This window comes from Bacillus salacetis, from assembly GCF_049177075.1.
GTDB lineage: Bacteria > Bacillota > Bacilli > Bacillales > Bacillaceae_B > Rossellomorea > Rossellomorea salacetis_A.
The window spans coordinates 1,110,619-1,129,506 of the sequence record NZ_CP185377.1 but is presented as its reverse complement, the minus strand read 5'-3'; the positions used below and the strand labels follow the sequence as shown (position 1 = coordinate 1,129,506).

General features: G+C 42.8%; 19 protein-coding genes. 9 read left to right on the top strand and 10 right to left on the bottom strand.

The features are described from left to right. The first annotated feature begins 87 nt into the window (after window positions 1–87). Genes ACOJQI_RS05715 through ACOJQI_RS05700 form a run of 4 tightly spaced genes read left to right on the top strand, consistent with a single transcriptional unit; the run spans window position 88 to window position 5,066 of the window. Complete coding sequence (locus ACOJQI_RS05715) at window positions 88–1,464, top strand: YheC/YheD family protein (RefSeq protein WP_421384052.1); 1,377 nt, start codon at window positions 88–90, stop codon at window positions 1,462–1,464. After that, window positions 1,430–2,515: a YheC/YheD family protein gene (locus ACOJQI_RS05710; RefSeq protein ID WP_421384051.1), complete on the top strand. Its 1,086-nt coding sequence runs from the start codon at window positions 1,430–1,432 to the stop codon at window positions 2,513–2,515. The genes ACOJQI_RS05715 and ACOJQI_RS05710 overlap by 35 nt, the downstream gene beginning before the upstream one ends. Then, window positions 2,512–3,876 carry a YheC/YheD family protein gene (locus ACOJQI_RS05705; RefSeq protein WP_421384050.1) on the top strand — a complete coding sequence of 455 codons (1,365 nt, stop codon included), beginning with the start codon at window positions 2,512–2,514 and terminating at the stop codon, window positions 3,874–3,876. Before ACOJQI_RS05710 ends, ACOJQI_RS05705 begins: the two co-directional genes overlap by 4 nt. Further along, window positions 3,873–5,066 carry a YheC/YheD family protein gene (locus ACOJQI_RS05700; RefSeq protein WP_421384049.1) on the top strand — a complete coding sequence of 398 codons (1,194 nt, stop codon included), beginning with the start codon at window positions 3,873–3,875 and terminating at the stop codon, window positions 5,064–5,066. Before ACOJQI_RS05705 ends, ACOJQI_RS05700 begins: the two co-directional genes overlap by 4 nt. Here the strand turns inward: ACOJQI_RS05700 and ACOJQI_RS05695 are convergent. Beyond that, window positions 5,059–5,451, bottom strand: a complete 393-nt coding sequence (locus tag ACOJQI_RS05695; RefSeq protein WP_421384048.1) for a hypothetical protein — start codon at window positions 5,449–5,451, stop codon at window positions 5,059–5,061. The genes ACOJQI_RS05700 and ACOJQI_RS05695 overlap by 8 nt on opposite strands. A gap of 303 nt (window positions 5,452–5,754) precedes the next feature. Between ACOJQI_RS05695 and ACOJQI_RS05690 the strand changes: the two genes are divergently transcribed. The 3 genes from ACOJQI_RS05690 (at window position 5,755) to ACOJQI_RS05680 (ending at window position 8,229) form a co-directional block, all read left to right on the top strand. Then, window positions 5,755–5,964: a YheE family protein gene (locus tag ACOJQI_RS05690; RefSeq protein WP_421385399.1), complete on the top strand. Its 210-nt coding sequence runs from the start codon at window positions 5,755–5,757 to the stop codon at window positions 5,962–5,964. A 129-nt stretch (window positions 5,965–6,093) separates the two neighbouring features. Next, window positions 6,094–7,011 (top strand): PucR family transcriptional regulator, encoded by a 918-nt coding sequence (locus ACOJQI_RS05685; protein WP_421384047.1) that lies wholly within the window; start codon window positions 6,094–6,096, stop codon window positions 7,009–7,011. Window positions 7,012–7,131: 120 nt separating this feature from the next. After that, a complete protein-coding gene (locus ACOJQI_RS05680; RefSeq protein ID WP_421384046.1) occupies window positions 7,132–8,229 on the top strand; it encodes an ABC transporter ATP-binding protein in 1,098 nt (365 codons plus the stop codon). Between the two features lie 82 nt (window positions 8,230–8,311). Here the strand turns inward: ACOJQI_RS05680 and ACOJQI_RS05675 are convergent, their stop codons facing one another. Continuing rightward, on the bottom strand, window positions 8,312–8,524 hold the full coding sequence (locus tag ACOJQI_RS05675; protein ID WP_421384045.1) for a hypothetical protein: 213 nt from the start codon (window positions 8,522–8,524) through the stop codon (window positions 8,312–8,314). Between the two features lie 332 nt (window positions 8,525–8,856). Between ACOJQI_RS05675 and ACOJQI_RS05670 the strand changes: the two genes are divergently transcribed. Further along, window positions 8,857–9,078, top strand: a complete 222-nt coding sequence (locus ACOJQI_RS05670) for a small, acid-soluble spore protein, alpha/beta type (RefSeq protein ID WP_421384044.1) — start codon at window positions 8,857–8,859, stop codon at window positions 9,076–9,078. 59 nt (window positions 9,079–9,137) lie between these two features. On the opposite strand, the gene fumC is transcribed toward ACOJQI_RS05670, so the two are convergent. The 4 genes from fumC to ACOJQI_RS05650 form a co-directional block, all read right to left on the bottom strand. Further along, a complete protein-coding gene (fumC, locus tag ACOJQI_RS05665) occupies window positions 9,138–10,520 on the bottom strand; it encodes a class II fumarate hydratase (RefSeq protein ID WP_421384043.1) in 1,383 nt (460 codons plus the stop codon). 181 nt (window positions 10,521–10,701) lie between these two features. Further along, entirely contained in the window at window positions 10,702–11,436 is a 735-nt protein-coding gene (locus ACOJQI_RS05660) for an amino acid ABC transporter ATP-binding protein (protein ID WP_421384042.1), read from the bottom strand. An 18-nt stretch (window positions 11,437–11,454) separates the two neighbouring features. Next, the gene (locus tag ACOJQI_RS05655) at window positions 11,455–12,159 is read right to left on the bottom strand and encodes an amino acid ABC transporter permease (RefSeq protein WP_421384041.1); all 705 of its coding nucleotides are present in this window, start codon (window positions 12,157–12,159) and stop codon (window positions 11,455–11,457) included. Beyond that, complete coding sequence (locus ACOJQI_RS05650) at window positions 12,143–12,970, bottom strand: amino acid ABC transporter substrate-binding protein (RefSeq protein WP_421384040.1); 828 nt, start codon at window positions 12,968–12,970, stop codon at window positions 12,143–12,145. Before ACOJQI_RS05650 ends, ACOJQI_RS05655 begins: the two co-directional genes overlap by 17 nt. Before the next feature lie 167 nt (window positions 12,971–13,137). On the opposite strand from ACOJQI_RS05650, the gene ACOJQI_RS05645 reads away from it, so the two are divergent. Beyond that, window positions 13,138–13,758 carry an NAD(P)-dependent oxidoreductase gene (locus ACOJQI_RS05645; RefSeq protein ID WP_421384039.1) on the top strand — a complete coding sequence of 207 codons (621 nt, stop codon included), beginning with the start codon at window positions 13,138–13,140 and terminating at the stop codon, window positions 13,756–13,758. Window positions 13,759–13,803: 45 nt separating this feature from the next. On the opposite strand, the gene ACOJQI_RS05640 is transcribed toward ACOJQI_RS05645, so the two are convergent. From ACOJQI_RS05640 to ACOJQI_RS05625, 4 genes are all read right to left on the bottom strand, one after another. Then, the gene (locus ACOJQI_RS05640; protein ID WP_421384038.1) at window positions 13,804–14,301 is read right to left on the bottom strand and encodes a hypothetical protein; all 498 of its coding nucleotides are present in this window, start codon (window positions 14,299–14,301) and stop codon (window positions 13,804–13,806) included. After that, on the bottom strand, window positions 14,298–14,678 hold the full coding sequence (locus ACOJQI_RS05635) for a hypothetical protein (RefSeq protein ID WP_421384037.1): 381 nt from the start codon (window positions 14,676–14,678) through the stop codon (window positions 14,298–14,300). Before ACOJQI_RS05635 ends, ACOJQI_RS05640 begins: the two co-directional genes overlap by 4 nt. 242 nt (window positions 14,679–14,920) lie before the next feature. Further along, window positions 14,921–16,939, bottom strand: coding sequence for an ABC transporter ATP-binding protein (locus ACOJQI_RS05630; RefSeq protein ID WP_421384036.1), 2,019 nt, complete (start codon window positions 16,937–16,939; stop codon window positions 14,921–14,923). After that, a complete protein-coding gene (locus ACOJQI_RS05625) occupies window positions 16,936–18,693 on the bottom strand; it encodes an ABC transporter ATP-binding protein (RefSeq protein WP_421384035.1) in 1,758 nt (585 codons plus the stop codon). The genes ACOJQI_RS05630 and ACOJQI_RS05625 overlap by 4 nt, the downstream gene beginning before the upstream one ends. Window positions 18,694–18,888 lie beyond the last annotated feature (195 nt).

Below are 18,888 nucleotides of genomic sequence, written 5' to 3'. Positions count from 1 at the left end.
AATCTTACATAATATGCTATATCAGCATCCGCCCATTTTAATATTATAAAATTTGTCCAACGACAGCGCAAACGGGGAGTTTTTTTTATGCTATTTAGGTTTGAAGTTTCTAAAACGAATATTGACCAGCCTGTCTTACACATTCCGGAAAGCGCATCTCAGGATTTGAGAACTTTTACAGATGAGACGATTTTCATCAGGATCGGGAATTCACAGATTGAAGCCAGAATAGATGCTAAAACGGGTACTCACGACGTTTATGAGCTGCTTATTCCTCCAGGATATCCGTTGCAGCTGTCGGGATGCCGCAACTTCAACACCCGTTTTTCAAAAAAAATCAGAACCCTGTTCCTTGGCCCTGTCATTACTGTTTTGACTGATATGGACTCTTCAGGAAAGCCCATGCTTGGCCGCCTCGAACAATATTATGATGAGGTCTGCCGTTTTGCTGACACGCATGGAGGATTATTCTGCCTCACCTGCCCGACTCTATTAAACAGGCAGACGGGATATATATTTAATGAAGAAAAAAGAGAATGGTCCAAAAGCAGCATACCACTTCCCGACCTCCTCTATAACAGGATTCATTCACGCAAATCCGACATGGATATACAAGTAAGGACTATTATAGCTGATCTGGAAGAAAAGTCTGTATTTGTTTTCAATACCTCTTACTTAACAAAAGAATATGTTTATGAACTGCTCTCACAGGAAGATCATTTTCTTGAATACCTGCCGCATACTGAAATCTTTTCCTTTTCAAATCTCCGCCGACTTCTTGAATTTCAACAGGACCTTTTCATCAAACATATTGCCGGCAGTCAGGGAAAAAAACTGCTGAGACTAACGTACTTAGAAAATGAGTATCGATTGATCCAAAACCTAGGAAATGAATCTGTTCAGAATTCTTTCTCCTCATTCAATGAAACCGCGGAAGAGCTGGCAAAGCTGAAGGTGTCCTCCAATTTCATCATTCAGGAAACAATCGATCTGCTTAAATCAGATGAAAGATCCTTGGATTTCCGGTTCCTCTGCCACCTCGTTGATCATCGTGAGTGGAAATTGATTTCAGCAGTTGCCAGGATATCCGGAGACGGCCAATTCGTCTCCAATCTTGCTCAAGGTGGCGAGCTTGCCAAACCGTTGAGTGTCCTTGGCGAGTTTTTCAGTCCTGCTGAAGCCTTAAGAATATACCGCCTCATGGAAGAATTAGCTGTATCTGTGTGCAGCAGGCTCGCTGAAAACAGTCCTCTGACGCTTGGGGAGTTAGGTGTTGACCTTGGTGTGGATGAAACAGGGAAGCCCTGGTTGATCGAGGTGAATTCAAAGCCATCCAAGCAGACTTACACCGAAAACAACACAATCCGACCGTCCGTTAAAGCCCTTTATACCTTATCAAAAAACACTTGGGAAGAAAGGAGAGCTTCATATGACCAGACTGGGAATCATGATGCTGGAACCTGATACAACTCATCCCTTTTACACAGGGATGGCGAAAGAAAGTAAAACATATGATGTGGAAGTCGTAATATTTTCACCATTGCAGATTCACCCTCATACCGAATGGATTCAAGGCTACCGGTATTGTACGGATACCCGCTGCTGGAAAAAAGACATCTTTACCATACCCGAATATATATATGACCGAACATTTTATAAGGATGATTTCACATCAAAACAGGCTAAGGCAATCGTTCAATGGCTGAAGAACAGAGATGACTTATGCTTTTTGGGGTATGGACTGCCGAACAAGTGGACGATTTACCGGCATTTAAAAGAACAGGTTAAGGTGTCTCCATATCTTCCTGAAACGACCCTTATCGAATCCATCCCTGAGGCGGTTTCTTTGATCAAAAAAGAGAAGCGTGTAATCATTAAGCCTTTTGATGGGGCGCACGGTGTTGCCGTTTATGAAATACAGGCAGATAAAGAGCAAGTGACCATCCGGACAACGAAAAAGACGGAAATCGTAGAGAAGAAAATGGATGAGGAAACTCTCGCCCGTTGGCTTGAAAGCCTGACCCGCAAAAAAAGCTTCATTTTGCAAAAAAGACTCGATAACCGGGATGAACAAAATCGCCCTTTTGATTTACGCCTGCTTCTTCAAAAAAATGAAAAAGACAATTGGTCGGTTTCTTGCAAAGGATTCCGCGTCGGGAATCAGGCCAGTTTGCTGACCAATCTAAGTGCAGGAGCTGCGGCTATTCCTTATGAAGAATGGAAAAAACATCAGAAGCATTATAACTGGACCTATATTGAATCCGAACTTAAGGACATCATCCGCTATCTGCCCGAGACACTGGAGGAGGAATTTGCGCCTCTTTTCGAAATAGGGCTCGACATCATCATTTGCAGGGACAGTTCCGTCTGGATACTTGATATGAATTCCAAGCCGGGACATAAAATGCTTCAGCTTCTTGCACAAGAAGAAATTGATCGGTTACATTCACTGCCTTTGCGTTACTGCAAGGCGCTGCAAAGAAAAATGCCCGCTACAGGAGGCGATTCTTCTTGATTAAATCATATAAACTGGAAAGATTCGAAACAAACGAAAAAATCATCTATCTTCCCGTCAGTTTCAACCAGGAAAACATCCAAGCCATCTCCCTTGGTTCCCTGCAGGCACAGGCGGTATGCAGAAAACACCCCAACGGACGAAATGTTGTTTCCATCAGCTCCAGCCTGGCAGAGGAATTGGCTCTTCCCCCGTTCATCACGGATATTTACTTGTTCTGCCATGATAATACCATCATATTGGGGCCTTTGATCGGCATCTTCACTTCCGGGTTTACTTCCTTTTTAATGAAACCCATAGGAGAGCGGTCGGCCTTTTTTTCCAAGCTATTATCTCTGCAGTCTTCACTAGGTGTCATCCCCTTTGTTTTCGGTGAAAACCATATCGACTGGGAAAACGGACTAGTGAGAGGACATTTTTTCATCCGGAACCATTGGGAGACCCATGTGGTTCCCCTTCCAAATGTAATCTATGACCGCCTGCCCAACAGAAGAAGCGAGAAAAAGCAAGGATATCAGGATATTAAGGCCCGGCTTCAAAAAGAGTATGGGATACCTTGGTATAACCCCGGCTTCTTTAATAAACTGGATGTTTTCGAAAGGCTTGAAAATGATGAAGGAGCAATCCGTTATCTTCCAGAGACGCATGCTTTTCAATCTTTTTCACAAATCGAGAGAATGATGTCTAAATACGGCCATGTGTTCATTAAGCCTAAAAACGGCAGCCTTGGTCTGGGTGTCCATCAATTTACGTTTGACCGGGACACCGAAGACTATCTGTGCCGGTTCCAGGATAAGGGCGGCAAAAACCGATTGATTAAATCTTCTTCCTTTGAAAAACTGCTTCAAAGAGTGATTCCTGCGAAAGTGTTGAACCGGATGCTCATACAACAGGGGATTCACTTGATTAAGTCTGAAGGCCGCGCTGTTGATTTCCGGGTCCATACCAATAAGGACGAAAATGGGGAATGGCAAGTAAGTGCAATTGCTGCAAAGGTTGCCGGTGAAGGAAGTGTGACGACTCATCTTCATAATGGAGGCAAGGTGAAAAGCTTACAGGAACTATTCACTGACCCGGAACAATGCGAGAGAACGAATGAAAAGCTCAGGAAGGCAGCGATTTCTTTATCCTCTGCACTAGAAAGGAATATGGAAGGATTCATTGGGGAAATCGGCTTCGATTTTGGGATTGATACGCTTGGAAGGGTCTGGCTGTTTGAAGCCAATTCAAAACCCGGCAGGTCGATTTTCTCGCATCCTGACTTAAAATCGTTTGAATTGCTGACACGGAAACTTTCGCTGTCATTTGGTCTATATTTAACACAACAGGTCATGCAGCGTCCCCAGGAGACATTCACATGAAGATTTATTATCAGCCTCAGAAGAAAATTTTCTTTCACTCCGACCCTTCTGTCTCATCACTTTTGTTCGGGAAGAACTCATACGTCCTTCACCGGGAAGATGAGCCTTATAAATATGGATTCGATGTGTCTGTCAAAAACAATATCTGCGGTCCGGTCATCGGTATATTGGCAGCTAAAGAAAAGGGAAGTTACCAGGGTAACTTCCCTTTGTTTCAGGATCTTCAGAGGGTCATCCAATCAAGAGGCGGCATATCTTTCGTCTTTTCCCTGAGCGATATTGGAAGGGAAAGAATTGAAGGCTTGTGCTTTCATGAAGAGAGAAACATGTGGGTATCATGCAGTTTTCCCATCCCTCATTTCATATACAACCGTATTCCTTCCCCTGCCCTTGAAAAAACAGAAGAGTTTTCTGCTTTTCTTCAGTGGGCCAAAGAAAAGAATATCACTTTTTTCAATCCCCATTTTTTTAATAAATGGGAAGTATATCAGTGTCTGGCGGAAAATAATGGGTTAATCCCTCACCTGCCCCAAACGAAATTGCTGCAGGATAAAGATGAGCTGAGAGAGGATTTAACCTCCAGACAAAAGATTTATATCAAGCCTGTTCTCTCTTCCAAGGGAAAAGGGATACGGCTCCTCGAACTGTGCAGTGACGGACAAATCATCTGTAAAAGCACCAAGAAGATTGAAAAATTTAAACGATATGATCGATTAGTGATGAAGTATCCTGAATGGTTTGAGTCGGAAGAATATATTTATCAGGAAGCCATCCAGTGCCGAAAATTGAATAACCACCGGTATGACCTGCGTGTGCTTGTCCATTTTACAGGAAGCAAGTTTGAAATCAGCGGAATAGGGATACGAATGTCCGAACGGCAGGAAGTCACGACCCATGTTCCCCAGGGTGGTAAGATCCTGCCGTTTCACCATATTGAATCAAAAGGACTGGTGGAAAAGATAGAAGTCATTGCAGCAGAGTGCGGCAAACAGCTATTAGCAACATACGGACTCATAGGAGAATTTTCAATGGATTTAGGAATCCAAGAAGACAACGGAGAACTCGTTGTCTTTGAAATCAATTCCAAACCCATGAAATTTGATGAATATGAAATTGAAGCAAAACGGCTGGACCGTCTTGCAGATTCCTTTTTCCATTTCTCAAGAGCAGCAAGGAAATTGTCTACTTGAGAGCATTGTAGATGCATGTAAACCTCACTGCATTCAACGGAGCATCTGTCATGACCATGAAAATAGGCTGGTGAACAGACCAGTCCGGAATATTCATCAGAAGGTCACGGTAAAAGGCCGCTTCCTTAAGCTCTGTTTTCAATGCCATCAGGACACCCTCCCGAAAAGTAGAGAAGGTCCTCTTCTGTTTGTTTAATGTGTGATATTTTCCTGTCAGCATGTAATGCACATATTGCAGGAGTTCATAATGCTTTCGTTTATCACTTTCTGCTTGTTCAATGAATTCCTTATAGACAGGGTTATTGGTCCTTATCAGCAGCTCTTTATAAAAATGGCCAGATGTCCATGTATGATCAATCCCGGTTTGCAGATTATTTACAAACATCCTCAACCCCCCAGTTCAATAAAATCACTTCAGCCCTTTAAAGCGGCGGGGGACAGTCCCCCGCCGCTTTAACGCGTTACCACACTAAGAGGGACTGTCCCTTTTAATGCACTAAAGCATTGACTTAAGGGAAAAAGCTTTATTAAACCGTATGACAGATCATACAAGCTTATGTCATATCTCAGGGATTTTTCGGCAAGATTGTTGTTTAATGCTCCCTCTGTAAATAATGAAGCGAAACGTTTAGAATAGTAAGAAGAGACAGGCATATTAAGCCGGAGCAAAAATGAGGGAGCAATAATGATGATTCAGCATTTTCAATTTCAAAGCATGTATGAAAATAAAAAATTACCAGGTTGGACTTTTTCGTTTTACTATAAAGGGAACAAATATAATGGCAGTTACCATAAAAATGGAACCATTGAATGGAAGGATGAACAGCCTCCAAATTCTGATGAAGAGATGATCAAAAAGCAGATCCATGAGCTCATGCTGTTCCATGTATATGAATAAAGTTAGCAGAATAAAGAGGATTGGCCGCCGGGCCGATCCTTTTCATCTTCCTTTAAAACCATATCGCTTTGAAACCCGTTCATTCTAATCGTAAAATGATACTTATCAAAGAAAATCAAAAGAGGTAATATGATGCTTTCAAAACTTCAACAAAAATACCCAGAATCCAAATTATATACAAATCCTCCTTCAGGGAAAGACCCGGATACTCTTTGGCTGACAACAAAAGAAAATGAGAAATTCCTGGCCATCCCAAAACACCTTTTAACTTCATCCGAAGTCGACCTGCTTCTTACCCTTTTCTCCGAAGCAGAGCCATCCGGAGGCTGGGAGAATGATACACCGGAAAGCCGCAGCTGGCATGACTATCTCTACGAACGCCAGTCTTTAGAAACAAATTTCCCCACAAAAGATCAGTTTCGCGTAATCCAGTTTTCTTTTAAAGAAAAAATGGAAACCGAATTATTAAAAGAAGCTTTTCGCAGTATCTTTGCTGAGCACGCAATCATAGTGTTTACATCATCTGGAACGGGTGCCATTGTGGAGAAGCAAACCGGGACGTCCCTGCCAGAAGAAGAGCTTCTATCTGCAGCCGCTGTCATTGAAGGTGATTTTTTCGCTTCACCCGCCTTTTTCATCGGCAGGTTCCATCCGCTCAATGAGTGCTTTCTTTCCTTTTTTAAAGAAGAAAAGAACCTGTTTTCGTTTGCTGAAAAAAATATATCCAAGAGAAGGGTATTCACGTTCCCTTCAACATTTCCATCATTCGCCCTTCAACATGTGCCAAAACAGATAAAAACAAGACTCTTTGCGGATATCACCCAGCTATTCACAGAAGATGAAGAACTGAGAAAAACTATCAAGACATATCTTGAAAACCAATCCAATACGAGCCAGACGGCTAAAGTGTTATTTATGCATCGGAACAGCGTCCAATACCGGATTGACAAGTTCATTGAAAGAATTGGGATAGACATCAAAACATTTCAAGGTGCACTGACCGTCTATCTTGCCTGCCTGGAATTCGAGCAGGAGGAAAGCAGATGAATGAGCAACCTGCCCAAACCCTCCAGATTTTTTTATGCACATTAACCATTACATTCGGTAAGCGTTTTCTATTACAATGAACCTAACAAAAGAGATAGAAAACAGTAGGAGGAATTTAAAGTGGCAGAATTACAAATGAAGAATATCTATAAAATTTATGATAAAAACGTAACAGCAGTAAAAGATTTCAACCTTGATATCAAAGATAAAGAGTTCATCGTCTTCGTAGGTCCATCAGGGTGTGGTAAATCCACAACACTAAGAATGGTAGCCGGTTTGGAAGAAATCTCAAAAGGTGATTTCTACATCGATGGCAAGCGTGTGAATGATGTGGCACCAAAAGACCGCGACATTGCGATGGTATTCCAGAACTACGCTCTTTACCCTCATATGAGTGTTTATGATAACATGGCATTCGGTTTGAAATTACGTAAATTCGATAAGCAGGAAATCGACCGCCGCGTTCAAGAAGCTGCTAGGATCCTTGGCCTTGAATCTCTATTGGATCGTAAACCTAAAGCATTGTCCGGTGGTCAGCGCCAGCGTGTGGCATTGGGACGCGCCATTGTCCGTGATGCAAAAGTATTCTTGATGGACGAGCCGCTTTCCAACCTTGATGCTAAACTGCGTGTACAGATGAGAGCCGAGATTGCTAAACTTCATCAGCGTCTTCAAACAACAACGATTTATGTTACACATGACCAGACAGAAGCGATGACAATGGCTTCCCGTATCGTTGTCATGAAGGATGGTATCATCCAGCAAGTCGGTTCTCCTAAAGAAGTATATGACAAGCCGGAAAATGTATTTGTTGGCGGTTTTATCGGATCACCGGCAATGAACTTCTTCCATGGAAAGCTTCAAGAAGGCAAATTCACATTCGGAGATGTATCTGTTGAAGTACCAGAAGGAAAAATGAAGGTATTGCGTGAGCAAGGATATACTGGGAAAGACATCATTCTTGGTGTAAGACCTGAAGATATCCATGATGAACCAGTATTCATCGACTCTTCCCAAGGTTCAAAAATCAGAGCAAAAATCGAAGTATCAGAGCTGACCGGTGCGGAAACAATGCTGTATTCCCGCCTTGGCGATCAGGATTTCGTAGCCCGCGTCGATTCCCGTACAGATGTTCAAGCCGGAGAAACTATCGACCTTGCATTCGACATGAACAAAATCCACTTCTTCGATGCTGAAACAGAAGTACGTATCCGCTGATAATAAGAACACATAAAAAAACTGCCGTTCCTATTTGGAATGGCAGTTTTTTTGCAAGCTCTTCGGGATGACTGGATGCATATTAGATTTCTGTGAATTTTATTACCCTTGTTTCCTCGTGCCCGCAATCCCCCGAAAACAAGTGAACGCATTCATCAGAACCTGAACTGTTTGGTACACCATCAGCCAGCTTGATTTCATCAATATCCATATAAGCGCTGTAATCGTCATAGAAATCGTAGATCCTCCCTCTGTCCGTCAATTTCGAACCACATTGGGAACAATCTATCTCCATTCGGGTTACACCATTGCATAATGAGCATACTTTCATTTCAATCACCGTTTTTTCTACAGAATTTAATCATTATTATCCTTTGTTTTTCCTCTTCTTTTATGTGCTAATCACCTGTTTCACTTTAGGAATAAATTCCCTCTTACAAACTTGTATATATTCTTTTAAAAGTTCCATAATACAGAGTAAGAGCAGCAAAGAAACAAACAACGAGACAAACAAAGAGACAACACTTACAACGCTGGGTTACCCAAATTAGATGGCCGCAGAAAATATGCGGGACTGGTGCAAGTCCAGTTGACCCAACCATAAAAACAACAAGGAGATGACAAAACATGCAAAACCAACAAAACTCACGCAGCAACAACTCTAACCAACTAGTAGCTCCAGGAGCTCAACAAGCAATTGACCAAATGAAATTGGAAATCGCTTCTGAATTCGGTGTACAACTTGGTGCTGATACAACTGCACGCGCTAACGGTTCTGTAGGTGGAGAAATCACAAAACGCCTTGTACAAATGGCTGAACAGCAAATTGGCGGTTACACACAACAATAATCTAACTTAATATTAATATGGCTAGAGCCCCTGACATTCAGTCAGGGGCTCCTATTGTTTTACTCTTTTAGATTCACCATCTTCATCGGATCGATCCATTCATTAAATTGTTCTTCAGTCAGATATCCCGAACGTACAGCTGCCTCTTTCAATGTCAGTCCTTCTTTATGGGCAGTCTTGGCAATTTCGGCGGCTTTTTCATATCCGATATGAGGGTTCAGTGCTGTTACAAGCATCAATGAACGGTTGACGAACTCTTCTATCACTTCATTATTTGGTTCTATTCCCTGTGCGCAGTTCTCATCGAAGGAACGGATACCATCCGCCAAAAGCCTTGTTGATTGAAGAAGATTATGGATGATTACCGGCTTGAATACATTCAACTCAAAATTCCCCTGGCTTGCTGCAAATCCAATGACGGCATCATTCCCAAACACCTGTGCAGAAACCATTGTCAATGCTTCACTCTGGGTAGGATTCACCTTGCCGGGCATGATGGAGCTTCCCGGTTCATTCGCAGGGATCGTAATTTCGCCTATGCCGCTCCTTGGGCCGCTTGCGAGCCAGCGGACATCGTTGGCAATCTTCATGACGTCTGCCGCCAGTGCTTTCAAGGACCCATGTACATATACAGCCTCATCATGTGAAGTCAATGCATGGAATTTATTATCGGAAGACACAAAAGGGAATCCAGTTTGATCCTTCAACTGTGCAGCCACCTTATCCCCGAATTTCGGGTCAGCATTAATTCCTGTTCCGACGGCTGTCCCTCCTATGGCCAAATTCAGAAGATGCTTGCTGCTATCCTCAATCATCTTTTGAGACCGTTCTATCATGGTTCTCCATCCGCTGATCTCCTGCCCTAATGTTAAAGGCGTTGCATCCTGCAGATGGGTTCGCCCGATTTTAATGATGTCCATGAACGCCTTTTCTTTGTCCATCAGAGTCTTATGGAATTGTTCCAAGGCCGGCTTCAATTTCTCCTGAATCTCTTTGTATGCCGCAACATGCATGGCGGTTGGAAAGGTATCATTCGAACTTTGTGACATGTTTACATCGTCATTTGGATGGATTTTTTCACCACTGTCCTGGATCATCTGGTTTGCCCTGTATGCAACAACCTCATTCACATTCATATTGGATTGCGTCCCGCTTCCTGTCTGCCAGACAACTAGAGGAAAGTGCTCATCAAGCATCCCTGAAATAACTTCATCACATGCTTTTACAATAGCATCCTTCTTTGTTTCCGACAGTTTTCCGAGTTCATGATTGACAATGGCTGCTGCTTTTTTCAATTGTGCAAACCCGTATGTAACCTCAAGAGGCATTCTTTCCTGGCTGATTTTGAAATTCTCCTTGCTCCGCTGTGTCTGGGCCCCCCAGAACTTATCGGCAGGAACCTGAATCTCACCAATCGTATCGCGTTCTGTTCTGTACTCCATTCCATCTCCTCCTTAACATTTCTCTCTTTTATTTTTCCACTAAGAATCAAGAAATAACATCATTACCAAAATAATGTAGAAATTTTTCATTCTATTCAAAGCCTATGTTATCTTAGGGATCGATATCCACACCATCCAATTCCCAACAAAAAAAGCTTAACCAAAATGGCTAAGCTTTTATTTATTGAATCAAGTTCAAAAACTGGCGTGTCCGTTCATGTTTCGGGTTTTCAAATATATCTGCCGGCTTTCCGCGTTCAACGATGTATCCGCCGTCCATGAAGATGACTTCATCCGCCACTTCTTTGGCAAATTTCATTTCATGTGTAACCACGACCATTGTCATACCTTCCTCGGCAAGGTCTTTCATTACTTTCAATACCTCTCCGATCAATTCCGGATCCAGAGCAGAAGTTGGTTCGTCAAAAAGCATGACTTCCGGTTCAATGGCCAATGCACGAGCGATTCCGACGCGCTGCTGCTGCCCGCCGGAAAGCTGGTAAGGATAATAGTCCATTTTGTCGCCCAAGCCGACCTTCTCCAAAAGAGAAACCGCCTTTTTCCGTACCTCTTCCTTGGACTTCCGTTGAACGATAATCGGCCCTTCCATTACATTCTCAAGTGCAGTCCTGTGGGGGAACAAGTTATAGTTCTGAAAAACCATTCCTGTTTTCCTCCGCATGTCCAATAAATCCTTTTTACTCAGTTTTTTGCTGAAATCTAAATTTGTCCTGCTGATATCAAGCTTTCCCTCATCGGGAACTTCCAGAAGGTTCAGACAGCGCAGGAAGGTTGTTTTACCTGATCCCGATGGACCGATCAAGACGATAACCTGGCCTTTTTCAACCTCTACATCAAACCCTTTTAAAACCTCTAAATCTCCAAAACGCTTCTTCAATCCTTTAATGCTGATCATCCATTATCCCTCCTCTCTTTATTTTGCTATATACCGGTCCAGCCTTGATTCCACCCTGTCCTGAATGAGGGTAAGAATGAAGCACATGACCCAGTACAAGAATGCCGCTTCCATATATAACAGGAGAAATTCATAGGTCGTCGCTGCGATTTCCTGTGCCTTTCTGAACAACTCTGTTACCAGAATTAGTGAAGCCAATGATGTATCCTTCACTAAACTGATAAATGAATTCGATAACGGAGGAATCGATACCCTGGCAGCCTGAGGAAGGATGACTCGTTTCAGATTCTGCCCATAGGTCATCCCGATAGAGTAACCAGCTTCCCATTGGCCCTTTGGAATCGACTGAATGGCTGCACGCACGATTTCAGATGCATAGGCTCCCACGTTTAATGAAAAAGCGATGACAGCTGAAGGAAACGGATCGAATTTCAAAGCTTCGATCCCGAGATTGCCCAAGCCGTAGAAAATAATAAATAATTGCACAAGCAGAGGAGTACCTCTGACAGCCGAAACATACACACGGGCGATGCCCCTGAATATTTTACTGCCCGACAATCTTGCGAGGGCTGTCAAAATCGCCAAGATCATTCCGCATACAAAGGATATCAGTGTTAGAGGAATAGAATAATACAAAGCTCCCTTTACCATAGGAAGCAGGGAGCTTTGCAGGATATCCATCATGCGTTCAGGATCTTGAAAGATGCTACCTAGGAGATACATCTTCGCCAAACCATTTTTCAGAGATTTCGGCGTACGTACCGTCTTCCATCATTTCCTCTAACGCTTTATTTACTTCTTCCACCAATTGATCATTTCCTTTTCGGAACATCAAGCCGCTTTGTGCAGCATCTTCTTCTGTGGCTACAATTTCAATGCCTGCATTCTTTTGCTTTTGCATGTAATCCAATATAGAAAGCTTATCATTGACTGTTACATCCACACGGCCTTGTTCAAGCAGTTGAATGGCCTGTGCCAGACCGTCCACACCTTGAATTTCAGCTCCATAGCTTTCTGCAATATCGCGGTAGTTACTTGTAAGGGACTGAGCAGAAGTCAAGCCTTCAATATCCTCAAAGGAATCAACGTCACTGTCTTTACTTGCTACAAGGACGGCAGAAGATTCAATGTAAGGAATGGAAAAATCATATTTTTCCTGGCGGTCTTCCCTGATTCCAACCTGATTGGCAATCATATCAAAACGGTTTGAGTTCAAACCTTCAAACATTGCATCCCATTGTGTCTCTTTAAATACAGGCTCTACCCCAATGCGGCTGGCAACTTCTCTTGCAATTTCCACATCAAATCCTGTAAGTTCCCCTGATTCATCATGGAAAGTGAATGGAGGGTATGTACCTTCCGTTCCAATGAGAAGCTCGCCATTTTCCTGGATCTGTTCATATAAAGTTTGTTCTTCCTGGCTTTGGTCATCACCCGCACCTGCAGATTCATCATTCTCAGAATTATTTCCACATGCAGCAAGCAGGAATACTGCACCTAAAAAGAACAAAATGCTCATTGTTAACTTTTTCATTTTTAAAACCTCACTATTCTTATCGGAATTATTTAGTCACGGTTGTTATCATAGAATGTTATACCCATTCTGTCAATAATAATGTCTGCCCTTTTTAGTTTTCTCTAAAAGCAAAGAAAACATTAATGCTATAATGAAATTTAAGATTTAAAAAGGAGGGGGCAATCATGAAGATAGCCTTATTGGGGGCTTCAGGCAGAGTGGGCTCCATCATTATGGAAAATGCCCTGAGAGACGGTCACAGTGTGAAGGCTGTTGTGAGGGATATTTCTAAGATCAACATCACTCATGCAAGCTTAACCCTTCTTGAGGGGAACGTATTGGAAGAGAGTGCTGTCAATGCCTGTTTACATAATTGTGATGCGGTTATAAGTGCACTTGGAACCGATAAAAATAATGTACTTTCAAAAAGTATGCCGCTTATACTTAGGTCCATGAGGAAGAACAACATTTCCAGAATCATTACAATTGGCACCGCGGGAATCCTTCAATCCAGGGAACCCCCCGCCCTATATAGATTTCAAACGAGTGAATCAAAAAGAAAAAGTACAACAGCTGCTGAAGACCACCTCAGGACCTACCTAATGTTAAAGAGTTCGAACTTAAGTTGGACCATCGTGTGCCCAACCTACCTTCCAGTTGGAGAGAGATTCGGAAAGTTCCGCACTGAAAAAGAAGTTCTTCCTGAAGATGGAAAAAGCATCTCCATTTTTGATACAGCTGACTTTGTATACAGCATAATTCAAAACGAAAAAAGTTTTCATTCCAGAATAGGGATCTCCTATTAAATACAGAAAAATAGCTCCTTTGATTGTCAAAGGAGCTTCTTTTATTTATTTGAATATGATTGAAATGATCTCATCCATGGACATGCCGCTTTCGAATTCGAAGGTCCCTGGTCTCAATTCATTCTCAAGGCCGCGCTTTTCTACCTCTTTATAAAAATTCATGCCATCGTCAATGATTTTTGCTTTTTCCAGGGCATTGCCGACATCGATGCTTGTCATCCCCATTGATACTGAAAGAATGGCCCTGTAAACGACCTTTTCTTTACTCGAATCGTCATGTTTTTGTTCCGGCTTATCTTCCGTTTTTTGATTTTCAGCTGCAGCAGCCACCTGTTTGTTCCACTCTTCTTCTGTATGTATGACATAACCTTTGGATGCCAGCTGGTCCATCATTTCCTCTTCAGTAAGTGCTTTTGGTTTAGCTGCCTCAGCCGGTTGTTCCGTACTTTCGGCTTTGGATGGTCCAAATAAATAGACCGATCCAATCAAAGTAGTTGCGATTAACAGACCGGAGGCAAAACTGCGCAATGAATTCCTCATCATTGTACCGCCATGCTCCTTTCCAATTTCCTTACCATATATGGAGCAAGTAATCTCTCTACTTCATGGGGGTTCAGTTCGGTTTTTTCAGCAATACTGTCAACAGAATACCCGCGTTTATGCATATCGAGTACTTCACGCAGCATCAGGCGTTCCTGCGAGTCCATCTCAATTGCCCCTGCCTGTTTTGCTGTAATTTCTGCATCTAATTCAATATTTCGTATCTGTTTCTGTAATTCGTGGATTTCATTCATCAAGGAAATTGAAGAATGTTCAATTTGATATTCGAGTTGTGATTTGGATTGTGTCGTTTTAATAAACGATAAAATGAGCAGCACTACTGCTGAACCAAACAAAATGGCTATTACCCATCCCATCATGGAATCCTCCCTTACTTTCAATCTACTAATACAAACTAGATTATACCTTGATACCAAACAGAATGGGCTAAATTCCGACAAAATCCCCCATTGGTCCCGTCTTTATGACAGTATACCGAAACCCCCGTGCTACATAGGGGCTAAATTATTTGGAGAAAATGGTTGGTTTGTTCTGGACATATAAAAGAGAGTGTGTTCCTTTGAACACACTCTCTTTACATCATTCAATGAAAAAGCACTGCCTATCCTGCGTGCCCCATCTGCTTCCCTTGCTGAAGCTCATACATTTGATAATAACGGCCTTTTAGTTCCATCAGTTCGTCATGTGATCCTTTTTCCGCTATGGTTCCTTTATCCAGGACGATAATCTGGTCGGCATTTTTAATGGTCGACAGCCGGTGGGCGATGATGAATGTCGTTCTTCCCTGTTTCAGGACCTCCATCGCTTCCTGGATTGTTGCTTCTGTTTCTGTATCAATGCTTGATGTCGCTTCATCAAGTATCAGGATGGCCGGATCGAAAGCCAGAGCCCTTGCAAAAGATATCAACTGACGCTGGCCGGAGGATAATGTGCTCCCCTTTTCAATCACCGGCTCATCATACCCGTTTTCAAGATTGTGGAATACCTTTTGGGCTCCGACTGCATTCAACGCCGCCTCTACTTTTCCGCGTGAAATCCTTGGATCATCCAGGCTGACATTGGATGCAATCGTACCTGTAAACAAATAGGGATCCTGCAGCACGATGCCCATGTGTTCGCGGATGGTTTGATAAGGGATATCCTTGATATTCTGTCCGTCTATCAGGATCTCACCTTCATTGCAATCATAGAAGCGGAAGAGCAAGTTCATGATGGAACTCTTACCTGAACCGGTATGCCCGACCAGCGCCACCGTCTCCCCTTGATTGGCCGTGAATGAAATATCTTTTAATACATACTCTTTTTCCTTATAGCCGAAGAAGACATTTTTAAAGGCAACATCTCCTTTATAGCGCTGCATTCTTTCATCCTCTACATTTGTACCCTTTTCATCCAGCAGTTCAAAAACTCTCTCTCCCGCTACAAGGGCCTGCTCCAGGTTGGCCAGCTGATTCACTATTCCAGTCACCGGCTGGAAGAGACGATTAATGTAATCTACAAAAGCGTACAGAACCCCAAGTGAAACAACTGCATCAGTCCCGATTGCACTTCCTCCAAAGTACCAAATGAATGCTACAAATGTGATGTTACGCAGCACCCCTACAAGGTTATGTGAAGTCATGGAGTTCAAGCTGAGCATCTTATTTTGATATTTAAAATGCGTTTCGTTCAGCTCTTCAAACTCATCCTGGGATTTCTGCTCTCTGCGGAAAGCCTGGATGATGTTCATCCCTTGAATGGATTCGTTGATCATCGCGTTGATATCACTGACTTTTGTCCGGATAACATGGTTATACTTCGATGCATACTTTCGATACAGGACCATCCATACTGCGATGATCGGGAGTAACAAAAGACAGATCGCTGCCAGCTTGACATCAAGGATAAATAACGCGATATAGATTCCAGTGATATAAATTGCACTTGTGAAGAAAGTAGATAATACCGTCACGTAAAGTTCCCTAATCGCTTCCGTGTCATTGGTGATTCTGGCGACCACTTTCCCTGCCGGCAAATTATCAAAGTAGCGGATCGGCAGTCTTTGAATATGTTCAAACACATCTGACCTCATCTTTTGAATCACACGGTTTGCTGCTTTCTTCAGATAATACCCTTGGCCATATTGGAAGAAGGACGCTGCCACAAGCAATCCGAAATACAGTGCCAGCAATGTAATGATGCGCGGTATTTCCGGGTTATAGAAATTGATCAGCTGCGCAGCAGTAATCTTTTCTGCATCGTGGGATACAGTTGAACCCTCTTTCGTAATGACCAATTTTCCATTTTCGACTTTGCGTTCACCGATTTCTGTGACAGGTTCTTCAATGAAATAAAATTCCCTTCCTACTGAGAGGATCCGGACTTCCTTTCCCTTAGGCTCGTTTTCAATAAAGTACTTTTCCCTTTTGTACCAATTCCCCTGATAGTGGACTGCGTCTTTTCCTTCATCTGTTTGATACCAAGTGGCTTCAATTCCAAGTATGTGATCATCAATCATTTTTTTGGCGATGAACGGGCCGGCCAAGTCTGCTGCCACTGACACTGTAAGCATCAGCAGCGCAGCTATAATAATCTTTTTATATAACAGTGCGTAATTTAATAGTCGTTTTCCTACACTCATACTTTTACCTCCTCAAGCGAGGATTCCTCAATTTGCTGGCGGTCATGTTGTTCCTTATACCAGCCATTTTTCTTTAACAGAGTTTCATGAATTCCTTCTTCGGTGATCACACCGTTATCGATGACAGTAATCCAGTCAGCATGCTCTACAGCCGATAACCTGTGAGTGGTTATAATGGTTGTTTTGCCGCTTCTTTCACGGCGGATATTTTCAATGATCCTCGCCTCTGTTTTCGCATCAACAGCCGATAATGAATCATCCAGAATAAGAATTTCAGGGTTTTTAATCAGTGCACGCGCAATGGAGATCCGCTGTTTCTGTCCGCCTGATAATGCTACTCCCTTTTCCCCGACAAGAGTTTCAAGTCCGTCTGGCAGCATTTCCAGATCTTTTTTAAAATCAGCAAGCTCAATGGCTTTCTCCAGTTCATCCTCACCAGCATCTGGCTGGCCGAATAAAATGTTCTCCCTCACCGTTCTTGAAAACAAAACATGGTCCTGAGGGACATAGCCTATCCAACCGCGGACAGCCTGTAAGTTTTGTTCCTCGATCGGTACATCATTAATCGCAAGGGTCCCCTCTCCATGCGGATACTCCCTCAACAGCTGTTTGATAATGGTCGTTTTTCCGCTGCCGGTTTTTCCGACGATCCCAAGGGTTTCTCCTTTCTTCAATTTCAAGTTAATATCACTCAAATTATTGGCATTGGAAGAAGGATACTTAAAATTCACCTCATTGAAGCTGATTATATCAGGCTCCTGGACGGTTTTAGGGTCAGCAGGATTCTTCACGTCTTGTTCATAATTCAAGGTTTCCTGCACTCGGTCAAGGGATGCGTTCCCCCTCTGCATGACATTGATCAGTTCACCCACTGCAAACATCGGCCAAATCAACATTCCTAGATACACATTGAATGATACAAGTTCACCAAGTGTGATGGTCTGATGAAACACAAGATAAGCTCCATATCCCAATCCAATCAGGTAACTCAGTCCGACAAGCACCTTAATGGTCGGTTCAAACAGAGAATCAATTTTTGCGACTTCGATATTTTTTTTGTAAACATCCTCTGTCATGCCGGCAAACTTTTCTTCATCCGCTCTTTCCTGCACGTATGCCCGGATCACTCGGACACCGGCAATGGATTCAAGGACTTTGTCATTCAAATCTCCGAATGCATCCTGCGCTTCTGTAAACCTCTTATGGATCCTTGCCCCATAGACCTTCATCAGCCATGCCATGAATGGTAACGGCAATACAGCAGCAAGTGTCAATTTCCAGCTGACAAAAAACGCCATTGTACAAAGGATGGTCAGCATAAAGACACTCGAATCAATCAATGTCAGGATCCCGAATCCCGCTGTAACGGAAATGGCTTTCAAATCATTCGTCGCTCTTGCCATCAGGTCTCCCGTTCTATTTTTCTCAAAGAACGTGGGAGTCATCTTCAGCAAATGCCCCATAAATCTTGATCGTAGTTTTCTCTCTACAAGAAAGGCTCCGCCAAACAGCTGATACATCCATATATAAGTGAGGCCGTAAGAGACAGTGAGAATAATCGCAAGCCAGATCAAATACTGGCTCAGATTACTCATTGCCATCCTGCCGATTTGTATATCATCAATGGCCATGCCAACAATCTTTGGCGGCAGAACATCAAGGATTCCCACGAATATCAACAGTCCTACTGCGACTGTATACCGTTTCCAATTTTCTTTAAAAAACCAGCTTAATTTTCCTAAAATACTAAACATCTGATCAGTCCTCCTTTTTCTCGCTGCTTACTATCCGCCTTCTGTCTCCACAATAGGCATCATCATTTCAAATCTCACCTTTAACATTTTGCATTCCTCCTAAAAGAATTTTTATATGTGAACAGGTCGCCCTGCTGACAACTTGGAATATAATTCCATACAAAAACAATAAAAAAAGACATACCGCGCCAGGCA